The organism is Acinetobacter sp. YH12200 (assembly GCF_013418175.1).
GTDB lineage: Bacteria > Pseudomonadota > Gammaproteobacteria > Pseudomonadales > Moraxellaceae > Acinetobacter > Acinetobacter pseudolwoffii.
Genome location: NZ_VPCO01000005.1, coordinates 147,527 through 164,650 on the forward strand (window position 1 = coordinate 147,527; position 17,124 = coordinate 164,650).

At 45.2% G+C, this 17,124-nt stretch carries 12 protein-coding genes and 2 tRNA genes; 11 read left to right on the forward strand and 3 right to left on the reverse strand.

Features of this window, described 5'->3' with window-relative positions; translation table 11 throughout:
* Window positions 1–57 precede the first annotated feature (57 nt).
* Both FTU90_RS04850 and FTU90_RS04855 read right to left on the reverse strand, forming a co-directional pair.
* Entirely contained in the window at window positions 58–1,077 is a 1,020-nt protein-coding gene (locus tag FTU90_RS04850; protein ID WP_005094348.1) for a sulfate ABC transporter substrate-binding protein, read from the reverse strand.
* A 244-nt stretch (window positions 1,078–1,321) separates the two neighbouring features.
* Window positions 1,322–2,323, reverse strand: a complete 1,002-nt coding sequence (locus FTU90_RS04855; RefSeq protein ID WP_180071990.1) for a sulfate ABC transporter substrate-binding protein — start codon at window positions 2,321–2,323, stop codon at window positions 1,322–1,324.
* A gap of 392 nt (window positions 2,324–2,715) precedes the next feature.
* Between FTU90_RS04855 and FTU90_RS04860 the strand changes: the two genes are divergently transcribed.
* From FTU90_RS04860 to FTU90_RS04880, 5 genes are all read left to right on the forward strand, one after another.
* Window positions 2,716–3,018 (forward strand): hypothetical protein, encoded by a 303-nt coding sequence (locus tag FTU90_RS04860; RefSeq protein ID WP_005094351.1) that lies wholly within the window; start codon window positions 2,716–2,718, stop codon window positions 3,016–3,018.
* Between the two features lie 127 nt (window positions 3,019–3,145).
* Complete coding sequence (gltX, locus tag FTU90_RS04865) at window positions 3,146–4,654, forward strand: glutamate--tRNA ligase (protein WP_005168912.1); 1,509 nt, start codon at window positions 3,146–3,148, stop codon at window positions 4,652–4,654.
* Window positions 4,655–4,711: 57 nt separating this feature from the next.
* Window positions 4,712–4,787, forward strand: a tRNA-Ala gene (locus FTU90_RS04870).
* A 36-nt stretch (window positions 4,788–4,823) separates the two neighbouring features.
* Window positions 4,824–4,899: transfer RNA gene (locus tag FTU90_RS04875), tRNA-Glu, on the forward strand.
* 150 nt (window positions 4,900–5,049) lie between these two features.
* Window positions 5,050–5,391: a membrane protein gene (locus FTU90_RS04880; protein ID WP_004281123.1), complete on the forward strand. Its 342-nt coding sequence runs from the start codon at window positions 5,050–5,052 to the stop codon at window positions 5,389–5,391.
* A gap of 70 nt (window positions 5,392–5,461) precedes the next feature.
* Here the strand turns inward: FTU90_RS04880 and ettA are convergent, their stop codons facing one another.
* Window positions 5,462–7,123: an energy-dependent translational throttle protein EttA gene (ettA, locus tag FTU90_RS04885; protein WP_005168915.1), complete on the reverse strand. Its 1,662-nt coding sequence runs from the start codon at window positions 7,121–7,123 to the stop codon at window positions 5,462–5,464.
* Window positions 7,124–7,433: 310 nt separating this feature from the next.
* Here ettA and FTU90_RS04890 point away from each other — a divergent pair, with 310 nt between their 5' ends.
* The 6 genes from FTU90_RS04890 to FTU90_RS04915 all read left to right on the forward strand — a co-directional run bounded on the left by FTU90_RS04890 (window position 7,434) and on the right by FTU90_RS04915 (window position 17,122).
* Window positions 7,434–8,711 carry an O-acetylhomoserine aminocarboxypropyltransferase/cysteine synthase family protein gene (locus FTU90_RS04890; RefSeq protein WP_005168919.1) on the forward strand — a complete coding sequence of 426 codons (1,278 nt, stop codon included), beginning with the start codon at window positions 7,434–7,436 and terminating at the stop codon, window positions 8,709–8,711.
* A gap of 296 nt (window positions 8,712–9,007) precedes the next feature.
* On the forward strand, window positions 9,008–9,895 hold the full coding sequence (locus tag FTU90_RS04895) for an SDR family NAD(P)-dependent oxidoreductase (RefSeq protein WP_180071991.1): 888 nt from the start codon (window positions 9,008–9,010) through the stop codon (window positions 9,893–9,895).
* 226 nt (window positions 9,896–10,121) lie between these two features.
* Window positions 10,122–10,904 (forward strand): bifunctional phosphoribosyl-AMP cyclohydrolase/phosphoribosyl-ATP diphosphatase HisIE, encoded by a 783-nt coding sequence (hisIE, locus tag FTU90_RS04900; RefSeq protein WP_159138540.1) that lies wholly within the window; start codon window positions 10,122–10,124, stop codon window positions 10,902–10,904.
* Window positions 10,905–10,919: 15 nt separating this feature from the next.
* On the forward strand, window positions 10,920–12,422 hold the full coding sequence (locus tag FTU90_RS04905) for a UvrD-helicase domain-containing protein (RefSeq protein ID WP_034608364.1): 1,503 nt from the start codon (window positions 10,920–10,922) through the stop codon (window positions 12,420–12,422).
* Window positions 12,423–12,455: 33 nt separating this feature from the next.
* A complete protein-coding gene (locus FTU90_RS04910) occupies window positions 12,456–13,838 on the forward strand; it encodes an AAA family ATPase (protein ID WP_180071992.1) in 1,383 nt (460 codons plus the stop codon).
* 446 nt (window positions 13,839–14,284) lie between these two features.
* On the forward strand, window positions 14,285–17,122 hold the full coding sequence (locus FTU90_RS04915) for a monovalent cation/H+ antiporter subunit A (RefSeq protein WP_180071993.1): 2,838 nt from the start codon (window positions 14,285–14,287) through the stop codon (window positions 17,120–17,122).
* The last annotated feature ends 2 nt before the right edge of the window (window positions 17,123–17,124 follow it).

A 17,124-nucleotide genomic window follows, 5' to 3' on the forward strand; every position in this document is an offset into this window, starting at 1 on the left:
AAAAAAGCCTCCGCAAGGGAGGCCTGTTTATCTGTAATTCGTCTTCAAATCAGCAGATTAACGTTTTGAGTTATAGATCTGATCAAAAATCGCGCCATTCACAAAATGGGTTTTCTGTGCATTGGCCCAGCCACCAAACACTTCATCAATGGTAAAGGTTTTGATTTTCGGGAATTGTGCTGAATATTTGGCTAATACTTTCTCATTGCGCGGACGGTAGAAATGTTTGGCTGCCATTTCCTGACCCAATGGGGAGTACAGGTAGTTGATATAACCTGTTGCCAACCATTTATTGCCATTTTTATCCACGGTACGATCGACAATGGCCACCGATGGCTCGGTCAAAATCGTAATTGACGGATAAATAATATCAAACTTGTCTTTACCCAAAGTCTTTTGGGTAACCAGTGCTTCATTTTCCCAAGTCAGCAATACATCACCAATGCCACGCTCAGCAAACGTGGTCATCGAAGCACGTGCTGCTGAGTCCATCACTTTGACATTTTTATAGAGTTTACCGACAAAGTCCTGTGCTTTGGCTTTATTACCCCCCGGCTGTTTCTCGGCATAGCCCCAGGCAGAGAGGTATACCCAACGTGGCAAACCACCGGTTTTCGGGTTGGGGGTAATAATTTCTACGCCTGGCTTGGTCAGATCACTCCAGTCCTTAATGCCCTTCGGATTGCCCTTGCGCACCATAAACACGATGGTTGAGGTATAAGGTGCAGAATTATGCGGAAACTCTTTTTGCCAGCCGGGTTGAATCTGACCAGATTTCACGATTTCTTCGATGTCATTGGCCAGCGCCAAAGTCACCACATCGCCTTTTAGGCCATCGACCACCGAACGTGCCTGCTTGCCCGAACCACCATGTGACTGTTTAAAGTTCACATCCAGACCGGTCCGGTTTTTCCAGTAAGCACCAAATGATTTATTGAATTCATCATAGAATTCACGGGTTGCATCATAAGACACGTTTAGAAATTGACGATCAGCCGCCTGTGAGACAGTCGCTGTCAAGCCTAGACCTGTAGCCAATAAGGCAACGCTAAATAAGGATTTTAATTGATTTTTCATGAGCGCACGGGAGTTTATCTTGTATAGATATAACTATATGAAATAAAATCATTTATCGCAATTCAACCTACAACATCACAACACGATATAATCAAAGGTTTTTTGCTCTTAATAATCTGTTTTTAAAAACAAAATATAGCCAGTCATTTCACTTATTTCGAATATATAGAATTTTATGCATTAAATATAAAAAAAACGGATAACGCTTTATCCGTTTTCTTCATTCAATTTAGATTCAAGCTTGTTATCGCTTTTCATTATAAATCTGGTCATAAATCGCCCCATTCACAAAATGGGTTTTTTGCGCTTTTTCCCAGCCACCAAAGACTTTATCAATGGTAAAGGTTTGAATTTTCGGAAATTGGGCGGAATATTTGGCAGCCACTTTAGCATCGCGTGGACGGAAGAAATATTTCGCAGCCAACTCCTGCCCTTTCAGGGAATACAGATAATTCAAATAGCCTTTCGCCAGATTGGCATTGCCATTTTTATTCACATTTTTATCAACGATCGCCACCGATGGCTCGGCCAGAATTGAAATAGAGGGATAGATGATATCGTACTTGTCCTTACCTAGACCTTGCGTTGCCAGCAAGGCTTCATTTTCCCAAGATAATAGTACATCGCCAATACCGCGCTCGGCAAAAGTCGTCAGTGAACCACGGGCACCGGAATCCAACACTTTGACATTTTGATAAAGCTTTTTCACCAGATCTCGGGCTTTGGCATCATTGCCACCGGGCTGTTTCAGCGCATAGCCCCAAGCAGATAGATAGATCCAACGTGGCGCTCCACCAGTTTTCGGGTTAGGTGTAATAATCTCGACACCCGGTTTGGTCAGATCATTCCAGTCCTTGATTTGCTTGGGATTGGCCTTACGCACCAAAAAAACAATGGTAGACGTATAAGGTGCAGAATTACTCGGAAATTCTTTTTGCCAGCCTTTCTCGATTAAACCGGCATTGACGATTTCCTCAATGTCATTGGCCAAAGCCAAAGTCACCACATCGGCCTGCAAACCATCGACGACCGAACGTGCCTGCTTGCCTGAACCGCCATGTGACTGTTTAAAATTGATTGTCTGTCCGGTTTCCTGCTTCCAGAACTGGCCAAACTCCTGATTATATTCTTGGTAAAATTCACGGGTCGGATCATAAGAGACATTCAGGAAATCTTTGGCCATTACATTTTGCATGGTGGTTGCTGTAAATATTGTCAAGATTGCGGTTGCTATTATTTTTTTCATGTTATGTGACTCATTATTGAGATAACCACACTGTATAAATAAAAAATAAATATAACAATCATGTGTTTATAATAATATTGATGATCTATTTCTGATTTTGAGATATCTGCTAACAATTAAACCTGGATACATATTCTGCTAAAAAATTAATCTCCTGCTACAATATAAGACAGTTCTTCACGTTCTCTTCACAGTTGTCTGTTAAAAATAGGCCGCCAGAAGCGAGAATTACGATTTTTAGTAATTTTCCATAGATGTTATATTAATTTTTTGTAAAAAATGTGACTTGGTTCTACTTCTTTATAATCAACTGTGATTGAATTGTAGACGGAGTATTAAAAAAACATTTTTAACAGAATAAAACCAACCAGAAGCAAGGAGGAAGTTTGGATATGAAATTTAAATTATTCACAGCTAGCATCCTAAGTCTGATCATGCTGTTTTCGATTCAACTGGGTCATGCCGTCGTTGTGAAGACAGATTTGCAGAAGGCCTCAGTCACTACTGTTGAAAGCAAGACATCGCCGATTGAAAAAGCAATTCAACAACAAAAAAGCGAAAAAACCCTGCATACAGACGATAATCTTAAAGTCTTAACTGCGCTGAAAGTCGCACCTTCACAAAATTTCTTTGCAGCACAAAATTATCGCTTTACCCGCTTCGTACAAAGCATATTTTCTAGCGATCATTCTTAATCAGTTTTAACCAACTCGAATAACAGCAGGATTTAAAGCCACATCACTGAATGTTGAATAAAGCATTAAGTGATGTGGCTTTTTCGCTATAATAGAACCAAATTTATATTCTAGATTATATCCGGCTATGACTGTTCGTACTCGTATTGCACCTTCTCCTACAGGTTTTCCTCATGTAGGTACTGCCTATATTGCCTTGTTTAACTTATGTTTTGCTAAACAGCATGGGGGTGAATTCATCCTTCGTATTGAAGATACCGACCAACTGCGCTCAACACCTGAATCTGAAAAAATGATCCTGGATTCATTGCGCTGGCTCGGTCTCAACTGGTCTGAAGGTCCAGATGTGGGTGGCCCACATGCACCGTACCGCCAGTCAGAACGTATGGATATTTATAAAAACTATGCGCTGGAACTGGTTGAAAAAGGTCATGCCTTCTACTGTTTCGCCACTGCCGAAGAACTGGATCAAATGCGTGCTGAACAGCAAGCACGTGGTGAATCTCCACGTTATGACGGTCGAGGCTTAAACCTTTCTCAAGAAGAGGTCGAGCGTCGTTTGGCTGCTGGCGAAGCACATGTGATTCGCATGAAAGTACCGACTGAAGGTATTTGTAAATTTAATGACATGCTGCGTGGTGAAGTCGAGATTCCATGGGCGCAGGTCGACATGCAGATTCTGCTGAAAACTGACGGCTTGCCAACCTATCATTTGGCCAACGTGGTGGATGACCATTTAATGCAAATCACGCATGTGATTCGTGGTGAAGAATGGATTCCGTCTGCACCGAAGCATCAGTTACTGTACCAGTACTTCGGTTGGGAGATGCCGGTGCTGTGTCACATGCCACTGCTACGTAACCCGGACAAATCAAAATTGTCTAAGCGTAAAAACCCAACTTCAATCAACTATTACAAAGATATCGGTGTACTGCCTGAAGCCTTGTTGAACTACTTGGGTCGTATGGGCTGGTCAATGCCAGATGAAAGTGAAAAATTCACTTTGGCAGAAATGATTGAACATTTTGATATCAAACGCGTATCACTCGGTGGTCCAATCTTTGATGTTGAAAAACTCAACTGGCTCAATGGTCAATGGATCAAAGCCCTTTCTCCTGCTGAATTGCTCGATACGCTGCTAGCATGGAAAGCAGACCGTGCCAAATTAGAAGAAATCGCAGCTGCGATTCAACCACGTATCAACTTGCTGTCTGAAGCAGTGAACTGGTCTGCGCATTACTTCAACCACTTCCCGACACTGACTCAGGAGCAGTTTGTCAGCAAAAAACTGTCTGACGAACAGGTACGTCAGAGCTTGCAGTTTGCCATTTGGCGTTTAGAAAGCCTGTTCACCTGGAACAACGACACGGTCAGCCAAACCTTGATGGATTTGGCAGCACAAATGGAAATTAAACTGCGTGACTTCATGCCGGCCTTTTTTATTGCCATTGCCGGTTCAACTGCGTCTACCCCGGTGATGCAGACTATGGTCACCATTGGCCCTGATTTGACCTTCGCACGTTTACGTCATGCGCTGGAAATTGTCGGTGGCCCAAGCAAAAAAGAGCTGAAAGTCTGGGAAAAACTCAATGAAAGCTTAAAATTGCCGAAAAATGAAGCGGTTGATCAAGCTTAATTAATTTTTTTGTTGACGTGTGAGCGCGATATCCCTAATATAGCGCTCACACAGACTGGGGTCATAGCTCAGTTGGTAGAGCGCTACAATGGCATTGTAGAGGTCAGGAGTTCGATCCTCCTTGACTCCACCAAATCAAGTCTTGCTTTAGCTGTGTAATGCCTCAATTGTCCCTATCGTCTAGAGGCCTAGGACATCGCCCTTTCACGGCGGTAACCGGGGTTCGAATCCCCGTAGGGACGCCATATTCAAGATTACTTTTGAAGTGGTCTTTTAAAAAACCCAAGCATTATGACTTGGGTTTTTTATTGCCTGTATATTTTATGTTGGGCAATATTTCGGTTTCTTCGCATCTTCCGATAAAATAATCAGTAATTTAGAATTTTGGAGTTGTAATGCAATATCGTTGCCCTAAGTGTCAAAGCCCGAAAATCATGCCGGTGGCCCAGCCAGGTCAAGCAGCTCCACGTCCGGTGGTTCCTAAAAGCCTGATGTTTCTGGTGCCCGCCCTATTCCTATTATTATTGCTGGTGATCATCAGTATCGCGATGTGGATCTTTGGTGATGGTGCAGGTACAACTTTACAGACTGCAACCGTCATCGTCTTTATTCTTTCTTTGATTGCAGGCTTTATGTTCTATAAAGACTTGCCTGATTTTAAAATTTCCATGCAGGCCTTCATGCAGACCCAAAAGAAATGGAAATGTCGTGAATGTAATCACGAGTGGGAAATCTAAGTCACTCCCCACCGCCCTATAAGCACAAAAAACCAGCCCGAAGGCTGGTTTTTTATTTTAAAATCAGGGATTAAACACCAATTTTACGGTATTTTTGACGCTTCGCGACCAAATCATCACCATCGCGCTTACGACGATATTCTTCAAACTCAGCATAGTTACCAGTGAAGAATTCAGGTGTTTCACCTTCAAATGACAAAATGTGCGTTGCAATACGGTCCAGGAACCAACGGTCATGCGAGATCACCATCACAGTACCCGGGAACACCAGAATGGCATCCTCAAGCGCACGTAAGGTTTCGATATCCAGGTCGTTTGACGGTTCATCGAGCAAGATTACGTTTGCGCCCATTTGCAGGATTTTAGCCAGTTGTAAACGGTTACGCTCACCACCTGACAATTGACCGACACGTTTTTGCTGATCCTGGCCTTTAAAGTTAAAACGACCGATATATGCACGAGATGCAATTTCGTATTCGCCAATCTTCAAGATGTCTAAACCGCCAGAAACTTCTTCCCAAACCGTTTTGTTGTCATCAAGCGTGTCACGAATCTGACCCACATAAGCCACTTTCACCGACTCACCCAGTACCACAGAACCGGTATCCGGTTGTTGTTCACCGGTCATCATGCGGAACAGTGTGGTTTTACCTGCACCGTTCTCACCGACGATACCCACGATCGCAGCAGGCGGTACAACGAATGATAAATCTTTATACAGAGTACGATCACCAAACGATTTGCTGATGCCTTCAACTTCTACAACCTTGTTGCCTAGACGTGGACCAGGTGGAATGTAGATTTCAGAGGTTTCGTTACGCTGTTGGAATTCACGCGAGTTAAGCTCTTCAAAACGCTCCATACGCGCTTTGTTTTTCTTTTGCTGGCCTTTGGCATTTGAGCGAACCCATTCAAGTTCTTTTTTCAATGCTTTGGCAAAAGATTCTTCTTGCTTGTTCTCTTGCTCTAGACGCGCATTTTTCTGCTCTAACCAAGAAGAGTAGTTGCCTTGGTATGGAATGCCCATGCCACGGTCAAGCTCAAGAATCCACTCAGCCACGTTATCCAAGAAATAACGGTCATGCGTAATCGCAACGATGGTGCCCGGGAAGTCTTTCAAGAAACGTTCTAACCAGGCAACAGATGATGCATCTAAATGGTTCGTCGGTTCGTCAAGAAGCAACATGTCTGGCTTAGACAAGAGCAAACGGCACAGTGCCACACGGCGGCGTTCACCACCTGAAAGCAGTTTAACATCCGCATCCCAAGCTGGAAGGTTCAGTGCAGCAGCTGCCTGATCCATCTGATTGGCAAGGTTATGTGCATCCCATGCATGGATAATGGCTTCGAGCTTTTCCTGCTCTTTTGCAAGTGCATCAAAGTCAGCATCTTCTGCTGCATATTCTGCAAATACTTCGTCAAGACGTGCCAAAGCATCCAGCGGCTCACGCAGACCATCTTCAACGTTGCCACGCACGTCTTTAGTTTCATCTAAAGGCGGCTCTTGCTCGAGATAACCGATTTTAGTACCTGGTTGTGCACGTGCTTCACCAGAGAAATCTTTATCTACGCCCGCCATAATACGAAGCAAGGTCGATTTACCTGCACCGTTTAGACCAAGCACACCAATTTTTGCGCCCGGGAAAAATGATAAGGAGATATCTTTCAGGATTTCGCGTTTCGGCGGCACCATCTTAGACACTCGGTTCATCGTATAAATATATTGGGCCACGTAGGACTCCTCAACTGAAAAACCAAATGGGGTTAAAACAACCACCCCAGCTCAAAAAAGAGCGAAAAAATAATCGGCTATTATACGCAGAAAGCTGCGAAAACATAAGCCATTGCCATGAACTTCAATGCATTGTTACAAGTTTATTTATGGTGATTTTTCAAACAGCTGATTTAAGTCAAATAAGTGCATCGAATCCCAATTTATATATGATTATTTCATCTATCTATTTCAGTAAAATTGCACTTTTACTTATATATGAAAATGTTACACTCAAGTCATAAACTTAAACACAAGAAGATCAGTCATAATGAGTTATAAAGCAGAAACCCTTGCGATTCATGCAGGTTATAGCCCTGAAGCCACCACCAAAGCAGTTGCAGTGCCAATTTACCAAACTACGTCTTATGCCTTTGACAATACTCAACATGGGGCCGATTTGTTCGATTTAAAGGTACAGGGCAATATCTATACCCGGATCATGAACCCGACCACGGCGGTGTTAGAGCAACGTATTGCCGCACTTGAAGGCGGGATTGGCGCACTTGCTTTAGCGTCTGGTATGGCTGCAATTACCTATGCGATTCAGACCATTGCTGAAGCCGGTGACAATATTGCATCCGTATCTACGCTCTATGGCGGCACCTATAACCTGTTCGCACACACCCTGCCGAAGCAAGGTATTGACGTGCGTTTCTTTGATTATGAAAAACCGGAAAGCTTGCGTAGTTTAATTGATGACAAGACCAAACTGGTCTTTGTTGAATCGATTGGTAATCCACTGGGTAATATTATTGATCTGGAAGAGATTGCAAAAATCGCGCATGAGTACGGTGTGCCTGTGGTCGTGGACAACACGGTGGCAACGCCAGTGCTACAAAAATCTTTTGATTTTGGTGCCGACATTATCGTGCATTCATTGACCAAATATATCGGCGGTCATGGCAATTCGATTGGTGGCATCATTGTCGATAGCGGTAAATTCCCGTGGGGTAAATATCCTGAACGCTTTCCCGCGCTGAATACCCCCGATCCAAGTTATCATGGCGTAAACTATGTCGAAGTTCTCGGTGAAGCGGCTTATATCGCTCGAGCGCGTGTGGTGCCACTACGCAATACTGGGGCCGCGATCAGCCCGCAGAATGTGTTTCTGATCCTGCAAGGTTTGGAAACTTTAAGTCTGCGTATGGAGCGTCATACTGAAAATGCGCTTAAAATTGCGGAATATTTACAGCAGCATCCTAAAGTAAAATGGGTCAATTACGCTGGTCTGAAAGATCATCCACAACATGCCTTGGCACAAAAATATGTGAAAGGTAAACCATCTGCGATTCTAACCTTTGGCGTAGAGCATGGTCTTGAAGGCGGCACACGTTTTATTGATGCGCTGCAACTGTTTACCCGTCTGGTCAATATCGGCGATGCCAAAAGTCTCGCTTGTCATCCGGCGACCACCACACATCGCCAACTCAATGCCGAGGAGTTAAAATCAGCAGGTGTCAGTGAAGATATGGTGCGACTCTCGATTGGGATTGAACATATTGATGACTTGATCGCGGATTTGGAACAGGCGCTGGCGACCGTTTAAAAACGGTACCCGAGCCGATTCGAAACCTCATCATTTTGGTGAGGTTTTTTTATTTATTTTCTAAAACAGCCACTTGCTTTGCTTTTTATTTTCATGTTAAAAGTTAAATGAAAGAGTGAACACAAATAGAGCAATTACTCTAATTTTTATTTTAATTTCAATGGTTTAATTTATAGATTTTTCTGAAGAATTGGTTATCATATCTGGACTCACCTTCGCTCTCATCTTCTGTTAGAGCGCCATAGACCTTTAATAAAAATAATTTGAACGCTGACTTCAAATTAGGGATAACAAACGTGAAAACTAGACTACACAAACAACTGGAAAAACGTGTTGCAGGTAAAACCGTCCTGATTACCGGTGCATCCAGCGGTATTGGTTTAACGACAGCACATCAACTGGCCGATGCAGGCGCCCATGTTTTACTGGTGGCCCGTACTCAAGAAACCCTAGAACAAGTAAAAGCAGACATTGAAGCCAAAGGCGGCAAAGCCTCAATCTTTCCATGTGATTTAAACAATATGGAAGCGATTGATGAAGTTTCCAAACAGATTATTGCCTCAGTCGATCATATTGATATTCTGATCAATAATGCAGGACGTTCGATCCGCCGTGCCGTGCATGAGTCAGTAGATCGTTTTCATGATTTTGAACGGACCATGCAGCTGAACTATTTCGGCGCCGTGCGTCTGGTGATGAATATCCTGCCGCAAATGATGATTCGTCGTGCGGGTCAGATTATTAACATCAGCTCAATTGGTGTACTGGCCAATGCCACCCGTTTTTCGGCCTATGTTGCTTCAAAAGCTGCGCTGGATGCTTTTAGTCGCTGCCTGTCTGCAGAAGTACATTCGCATAAAATCGCAATCACCTCGATCTATATGCCTTTGGTACGCACTCCGATGATTGCACCAACCAAAATTTATAAATACGTCCCGACACTTTCTCCGGAACAGGCGGCTGACCTGATTGCCTATGCCATCGTGAAACGCCCGAAGAAAGTTGCGACCGGTTTGGGTCGTCTGGCCTCGATTACTTATTCGATTGCCCCGGATATCAACAATGTTCTGATGTCGATTGGTTATAACCTGTTCCCAAGTTCAAGTGCCTCTGTGGGTCAACCACAAAAATTAAATTTGGTGCAAAAAGCATATGCACGGCTGTTCCCGGGCGAACACTGGTAATTTTTACTGGGATAATTTCCTGAAAATACGAGCCGCCGACCGGGCGGCTTTTTTGATGTCTCAGTTTTAAATCTCTAGGTGAAAGCAAGCTCATCTGGATCACACACGACATAGCCTGTCTTTATCGACACAGATTTTTGCCGCAAATGCTGCGAGATCACGTACACTATCTGCGGATATTTCCTATCCGTATTTTTATATTTTGATTGAAATGATGGAAACCCTTATGAACAACGCGCAATGGCTCGATGAAGTAAAATTTAACGAACAAGGATTAGTCCCTGCCATTGCCCAGCATCATCAAACTGGACGTGTGTTGATGGTGGCCTGGATGAATCGTGAAGCCTTGGCTTTAACTGCTGAAAAAAATCAGGCGGTATATTTCTCCCGTTCACGCAGCAAGTTATGGCATAAGGGCGAAGAATCAGGACATTTTCAAACGGTACATGAAATCCGTCTGGACTGTGATGCCGACGTGATTGTGCTGCAAATTGAACAACATGGCGGTATCGCCTGCCATACTGGCCGTGAATCATGTTTCTATCGCAAGCTCACGCCAAATGGCTGGGAAATTGTCGATGCACAGCTGAAACACCCGTCTGCAATTTATGGTGAAAAATCCACAAATCCGCATACGCTGGCGATGGAAGCGTCAAGCGCCCAGTCTGAACAGGTCGAAGTCTTGTCCTATCTGGGCCAGATGATGGCAGAACGCAAACAGGCCGATCCGGATTCCTCTTATGTGGCCAAGCTCTATCACAAAGGCCTGAACAAGATTTTAGAAAAAGTCGGTGAAGAAAGCTTTGAAACTGTGCTGGCTGCCAAAGATTTCAACGCTCAGGTCTCTGAAGACAATAAAAATGATCTGATCTATGAAGTTGCTGATCTGTGGTTCCATACCATTGTGATGCTGGGTTATTTCGATATCGAACCGCAACTGGTCTTGAATGAGCTGGCACGTCGTCAGGGCTTATCCGGTCTGGTTGAAAAAGCCAGCCGTCAGCATTAAATGATGAATATGCCTGTGTCTGATCTGCAAAAACCCAAGGCCACTTATGAGCAGGCCACTGCCATCGATAATGCCCGTCTGGGTAATTCCTTTAAAGTGATTGCCTATGCCGGCACAGGTAAAACCACCACACTACAAATGATCAGTGATGCCATGCCTGAACGGCGTGGCATGTATCTGGCTTTCAACAAAGCCATTGCCAGTGAAGCGCAAGCCAAATTTCATCGCGGCGTAGATTGCCGCACTTTTCACTCGCTGGCATTTCGCAGTGTTCCACGTGGAATCACCGACAAGCTGCGTCTGCCCCGTTTAAGCCCAAGCTTTATTGCCAAAGAATACCGTCTGGAACCGATGACCATGCGCCGTATGATGGGTGGGCGTTATGAAAAATATGTCTTGATGCCTTCGCGTCTGGCGAGTTTAGTCGCCAATGCGGTTGGCTATTTCTGTTCGACCAGTTCGCAATACCCTGCTCCGCGGCATATTCAGGCACCGAGCTGGTTACATCCAGATGATATTGAGATCCTGCAAAAGAAACTTTATCCGGCCGTAGAACGGCGCTGGCTAGAATCAATCGATCCCAATCATCAGGCCGGGATTGGCCATGATATTTACCTGAAACTCTGGGCGCTGTCTGAACCGAATATTCCGGCCGATTATGTGCTGTTTGATGAAGCGCAGGATGCCGACCCACTCATGCTCGGAATTTTGCTGAAACAGCGGAATACTCAGGTGATTTATGTCGGTGATGCGCATCAGCAGATTTATGCTTGGCGCGGTGCGGTGAATGCCATGCAGCAACTGCCTTTACCCGAATCACGCCTGACCACATCGTTTCGTTTTGGCCCTGAAATCGCGTTAAATGCCAATGCCATTTTAGGTGCACTGAATGAAACCGTGCCTTTGCTTGGCAATCCGTTGTTAGATTCTAAAGTCGTGAATAAACCGCATACCAAAATGCGGGATGCAATTTTATGCCGGACCAATGCCCGGGCCATGGAACTGTTACTTGCCGGACTGGTGCGTGGTGATAAAGTCAGCCTGCAAGCCGATCATGTCAAACTGAATCGTTTTGTCGATGCGGCTGCCATGTTGAAACAGGGCAAACGTGTGGTCGATGTGCCGGAATTGGCTTGGTTTAATTCCTGGCATGATGTGCATGAATACTGTGAAACCAATGAAGGTAGCGATATCAAACCGCTGGTTAAACTGGTCGATGAACATGGCACCGATCCATTGAAAAAAGCCCTGGCCAAAATCACCCCGATTGGACAGGCGGACTATATTATTTCCACTGCACATAAGGCCAAAGGTCTGGAGTGGGAACGGGTGCATATTGAAGATGACTATCAGTTTAAGCTGAATGAAAAAGATCATAAAATTAGTGATGAAGAGCTACGTTTACTTTACGTGGCCTGTACACGTGCTAAAGTAAGCTTAAATATTCATCACATTTATGACCTGATTCAACAACTGAAGATCAAGATGCCGCAGTCGCTTCGTCAAGCCGTCGGTTAAGGTATGGATGTAAAATCATGGTACAGGTGATCTATGCACATCGAAGCGCTTCAACTGAAACACACCCTGCATTTTCCAGAGATTCAGCTTCAGCTTGATTATTCACAATATCCGCTTACCTTAATTTTGGGCAATCAGGGTACTGGCAAAACCACTTTGTTACGCTGTGCTTATCAGGCGCTGACCTGGTTTGCAGCGCGTTATCGCGATAGCCGGGCTGCCGGTCTGGTGATGCCTGATCAGGACATCATGCAACACCGGCTGCAATCCAAAATTGATATCCGGGTTGGCTTTCCCGAAGAGGTTTCAGCGCTTACAGAATCCAGCCAGACTGAAGCTGCACAGCAACAGAGCTGTTCCTGGCAAGTCTATAAGACTTTAAATAGTCAGGGACTCGGCTTTAGCAAAGCAGAAACCGCGCAACTGGACAGCATGCTTGGGCTTTATCAGAAAGCCCGACTCAATGATCCTCTGCTCGGCTTGCCGCTAATTGCCTATTATCCTACCGACCGCTTTGTCAATGACGTCAATCTGATCAGCAAAAACAATCCGGCCATTTTCCATACAGCGTATGCTTACGACATTGGCGCGATTCCGTTTACGACCTTTGCCCGTTTCTTTGAATGGTTGCGTGAAGTCAGTGATATTGAAAATGCGCAAAGCGCCAAGATCATGGATCAGATTTTAGCGCGTGCCTTGCAGCAGCCTAAAGATATTCGGGGAGATGAACTGGCGCGGCAGATTGAAAAAGCGCAAGCACAGCTGCATACCCCGCATTTAACGGCCTTAAAAAACGCCCTGTCGCAGGTACTGCCTGACATCAGCCAGATTGAGTTAAAATACCAGCCCAAGCTGCAACTGATGCTGACCTATCAGGACAAGCGTTTTACTTTTCAGCAACTTCCCAATAGCATCCGCACCTGGATTGCACTGGTGGGCGATATTGTACGGCGTCTTTGTCTGCTCAACCCGAACAGTTTATTTCCATGTCAGGAAGGTACAGGAGTGTTGTTGATTGATGCCATTGATCATCAGCTGGATCAGGATCTGGCAGCAGAGATTCTGCCACGTCTGCATCAGGCATTTCCTAACTTGCAAATTATTGCCACCGGCAACCGACCTGAGTTACTGGAACATGCACAGGCCTTTCAGTGCTTAAGACTCGAAAATAAACAGTTGCATCCAATTCATCTTGAAAGCATGAAAATCCAGTTTGATCAGATCTATGCCGAAATGGGTCTACATACTGATCCAGACGCAATTCCTGCCGAAGAAGCGCTAATAGAAACCGTCACCGAACCGACTACACCGCTTGCTGTATTACAGCGGATTCAGCAACAGTTGAATCCTGAACAGCAGCAGGAATTGTTACGTTTACTTGCTCAGGATCAGCCGACGCTACCGCAATCGCTCTAAATAACGTTGAAAAACAGTAATGATCGTTTCGATGAATATCGAGATTTATCCAGACCATTTTAGTGCTGTCTTTTTGCAATTGTAAAACTGCATTTAGTCATATTTACAATCAATGCTTGCAATTTAATCTTAATTTTCGGTCACTTCTGGATGATCTGTTTAAGCATCTACCCCACGCCAAAAGCCTGCTCGCGTATAATTTATAAGTTCGACATAAAAACATTGATGTTGTTGTTATCCTGTAATATGATCGGTTTTATTTGCGAATTTCATTGTAAAATCGGAATTTGCTATCGTTTATAAGTTGCGCAATACAACTGTTTTTATATTCTTTTTGAATATTCTTTTGGCTTTCAAGATTGAGAAGTTTGGGTTGCTCCTTGTAATCCTGTAGTCCTTGAAAGATGAAGATTCACCCTAGGTTGGTCACAACCTAAATCACGACAATGGATACGAGTGTGCTGCCGATTATTATATTGTTACCGTTAGTATTAGGCACAACCCTTGTCTCGTGGCTGAAGCAATTTTCGCGCGGGGTAACGGCTTTAGGGGCAATTGGTGTCAGCCTCAGCAGTTTCTTATTATTATTGAGTCAGGCGCCTGCCATCTTTGATGGTGCCGTGATCATTCAGACCTGGTCCTGGCTGCCCCAGCTCGGGATCGATTTCAGTTTCCGTCTGGATTCTCTGGCCCTGCTGTTTGCCTTGCTGATCAGTGGTATAGGCACCCTGATCTATATTTATGCCTATTATTATCTCAATCCTAAAAATTCGCTGAGCAAACTTTATTTCTTGCTGATGCTGTTTATGGCAGCCATGCTCGGAATTTCATTGTCGAATAACTTGCTGATCCTGCTGGTTTTCTGGGAACTTACCAGTATTTCATCATTTTTACTGGTGGGCTATTGGAGCAATTACGAAGCCGCACAGCGCGGCTCACGTATGGCCTTGACCATTACCGGCATGGGTGGCTTGGCCATGCTTGGTGGCTTCATCCTGCTGGGTCAAATTACCGGCACTTATCAGATTGATCAAATCCTGACGATGACTGACCAGATTCAGTCACATGCGCTATTTGTTCCCACTTTGTTGCTGATTTTACTCGGTGCCTTTACCAAGAGTGCGCAGTTCCCCTTCCATTTCTGGTTACCCAATGCCATGGCAGCACCGACACCGGTCTCTGCCTATTTACACTCGGCCACCATGGTCAAAGCCGGCCTGTTTCTGGTCCCACGTTTACTCCCGATTTTTGCGGGCGCGGCACTGTTTCATAATATTGTGACCTTTGTCGGTCTGTTTACCCTGTGCATGGCCGCCTTTTTTGCCATTTTTAAGGAAGATCTGAAAGGCCTGTTGGCCTATTCAACCATCAGTCATTTGGGTCTGATCATGTGTCTGCTCGGGATTGGTTCTCCACTGGCAGTCGCAGCGGCAATTTTCCATATTATTAACCATGCCACCTTTAAAGCGGCCCTGTTTATGATTGCCGGTATTATCGATCATGAATCTGGCACCCGTGATTTACGTAAGCTTTCCGGTCTGTGGCAACTGCTGCCCTTTACTGCAACGCTGACCATGATCACTGCGGCCTCTATGGCCGGTGTTCCATTGACCAATGGTTTCCTCTCCAAAGAGATGTTCTTTACTGAGCTGGTGGCCAATTTAAGCGGGCCAGTGCTGGTCGGTTCAGCCATTGTGGCAACATTGGCCGGAATTTTTGCAGTCACTTATTCGATTCGTCTGGTGCATGGGGTATTTTTCGACGGTCCACTGGGCAAGCAAGTCCCGAATAAAAATGCGCATGAGCCACCATTTGGCATGCGTGCACCCGCCACTTTACTGGCATTTTTATGTATTTTAGTGGGTCTATTGCCAGCACTTTTGGTCGAAAAAATCGTGAATAGTACCACGCAGGCAACGACTCAAAATTTTGCTTTTGAAGGTACGCATCTGGCCCTCTGGCATGGGTTTAATCTGCCATTATTAATGAGTGTGATTGCTTTGGCCGGTGGTGCGGTGTTTTACTTTTCTCTGGCCAAAGGTGGTGCCTTACGTGAAATTGATCTGGATCCAAAACTGGGCCGCTTACAGGGTCGGATCCTGTTTGACCTGTTCCTGAAAAATCTGCTGTTAAATTCACGTCGTTTCCGCCGTGCCACTGAAACTGGCAAATTACAAAGCTATTTATTGTGGATTGTGATCTTTACCATCGGCCTGGTTGGTTTCCCATTGTTATCCAATGGTATCGGTAGCGGTACGCGTGAGCTGACCCATGCCCCTGCCCTTGCCATTGTCTTGTGGATGTTGCTGTTCTCTGCCTGCTGGATGCTGCTATGGTTCCATCATGAACGGATTAAAGCGGTACTGATCAGTGGTGCAGTAGGTCTGGTGGTGACCATGGTCTTTATTGGCTTCTCGGCACCTGACCTGGCATTGACCCAAATTACGGTCGATGTAGTAACCACCGTCTTGTTATTAATGAGTTTATCTCTGCTACCGCAGCTAACCCCTTATGAATCCAGTCCAACCCGGCGCTGGCGTGATGCGATCATTGCGCTAGGCGGCGGTCTCGGTATTGCCACCATCGCCTGGCTGATCATGACCCGTGATCATAATTCTATTTCATGGTTCTTCCTGCAGCAGTCAATTCCACTCGGCGGCGGCACCAATGTGGTCAATGTGATTCTGGTCGACTTCCGTGGTTTCGATACCTTCGGCGAAATTACTGTACTCGGGATTGCCGCGATTGGTGTGCTTAGCCTGATGGATGGCATGCGTGCGCATGGCACCACCATGACCCAAGGTTTGACCTATCGATTTAATCCCTCCCCCTTGATGTTACGTATCACGGCATCATGGATTTTACCTGTAGCTCTGGTAGTCAGCCTGTATATCTTTATGCGTGGCCATAACCTGCCGGGCGGTGGATTCATTGCCGGATTAGTCACCTCACTGGCCTTAATTATTCAATATATTGCAGTGGGACAGGATAAAACTGAACAGTTGCTGGGTGCCAAATCTGGTCGTTTGTATGAAATCTGGATTGGCGTGGGTTTAACCATTGCCGGTTTGACCGGGGTTGCAGCCTGGTTCTGGTCACGCCCATTCCTGACCAGCGCACATATCTATGTCTCGCCACCCGTGATTGGAGAAATGCATCTGGCTTCGGCGGCGCTGTTTGATGTCGGTGTCTATGTCACTGTAGTCGGTGCGACCATGCTGATGATTTCTGTCCTGGGCGATTCACGTCACTCCAGTATGACTGGCCCAGTACCAAGAGGATAATA

Coding starts and splice junctions, on each gene's coding strand:
- FTU90_RS04850 (WP_005094348.1), bottom strand. CDS start 1,077: ATGAAAAATCAATTAAAATCCTTATTTAGCGTTGCCTTATTGGCTACA.
- FTU90_RS04855 (WP_180071990.1), bottom strand. CDS start 2,323: ATGAAAAAAATAATAGCAACCGCAATCTTGACAATATTTACAGCAACC.
- FTU90_RS04860 (WP_005094351.1), top strand. CDS start 2,716: ATGAAATTTAAATTATTCACAGCTAGCATCCTAAGTCTGATCATGCTG.
- gltX (WP_005168912.1), top strand. CDS start 3,146: ATGACTGTTCGTACTCGTATTGCACCTTCTCCTACAGGTTTTCCTCAT.
- FTU90_RS04880 (WP_004281123.1), top strand. CDS start 5,050: ATGCAATATCGTTGCCCTAAGTGTCAAAGCCCGAAAATCATGCCGGTG.
- FTU90_RS04890 (WP_005168919.1), top strand. CDS start 7,434: ATGAGTTATAAAGCAGAAACCCTTGCGATTCATGCAGGTTATAGCCCT.
- hisIE (WP_159138540.1), top strand. CDS start 10,122: ATGAACAACGCGCAATGGCTCGATGAAGTAAAATTTAACGAACAAGGA.
- FTU90_RS04910 (WP_180071992.1), top strand. CDS start 12,456: ATGCACATCGAAGCGCTTCAACTGAAACACACCCTGCATTTTCCAGAG.
- FTU90_RS04915 (WP_180071993.1), top strand. CDS start 14,285: ATGGATACGAGTGTGCTGCCGATTATTATATTGTTACCGTTAGTATTA.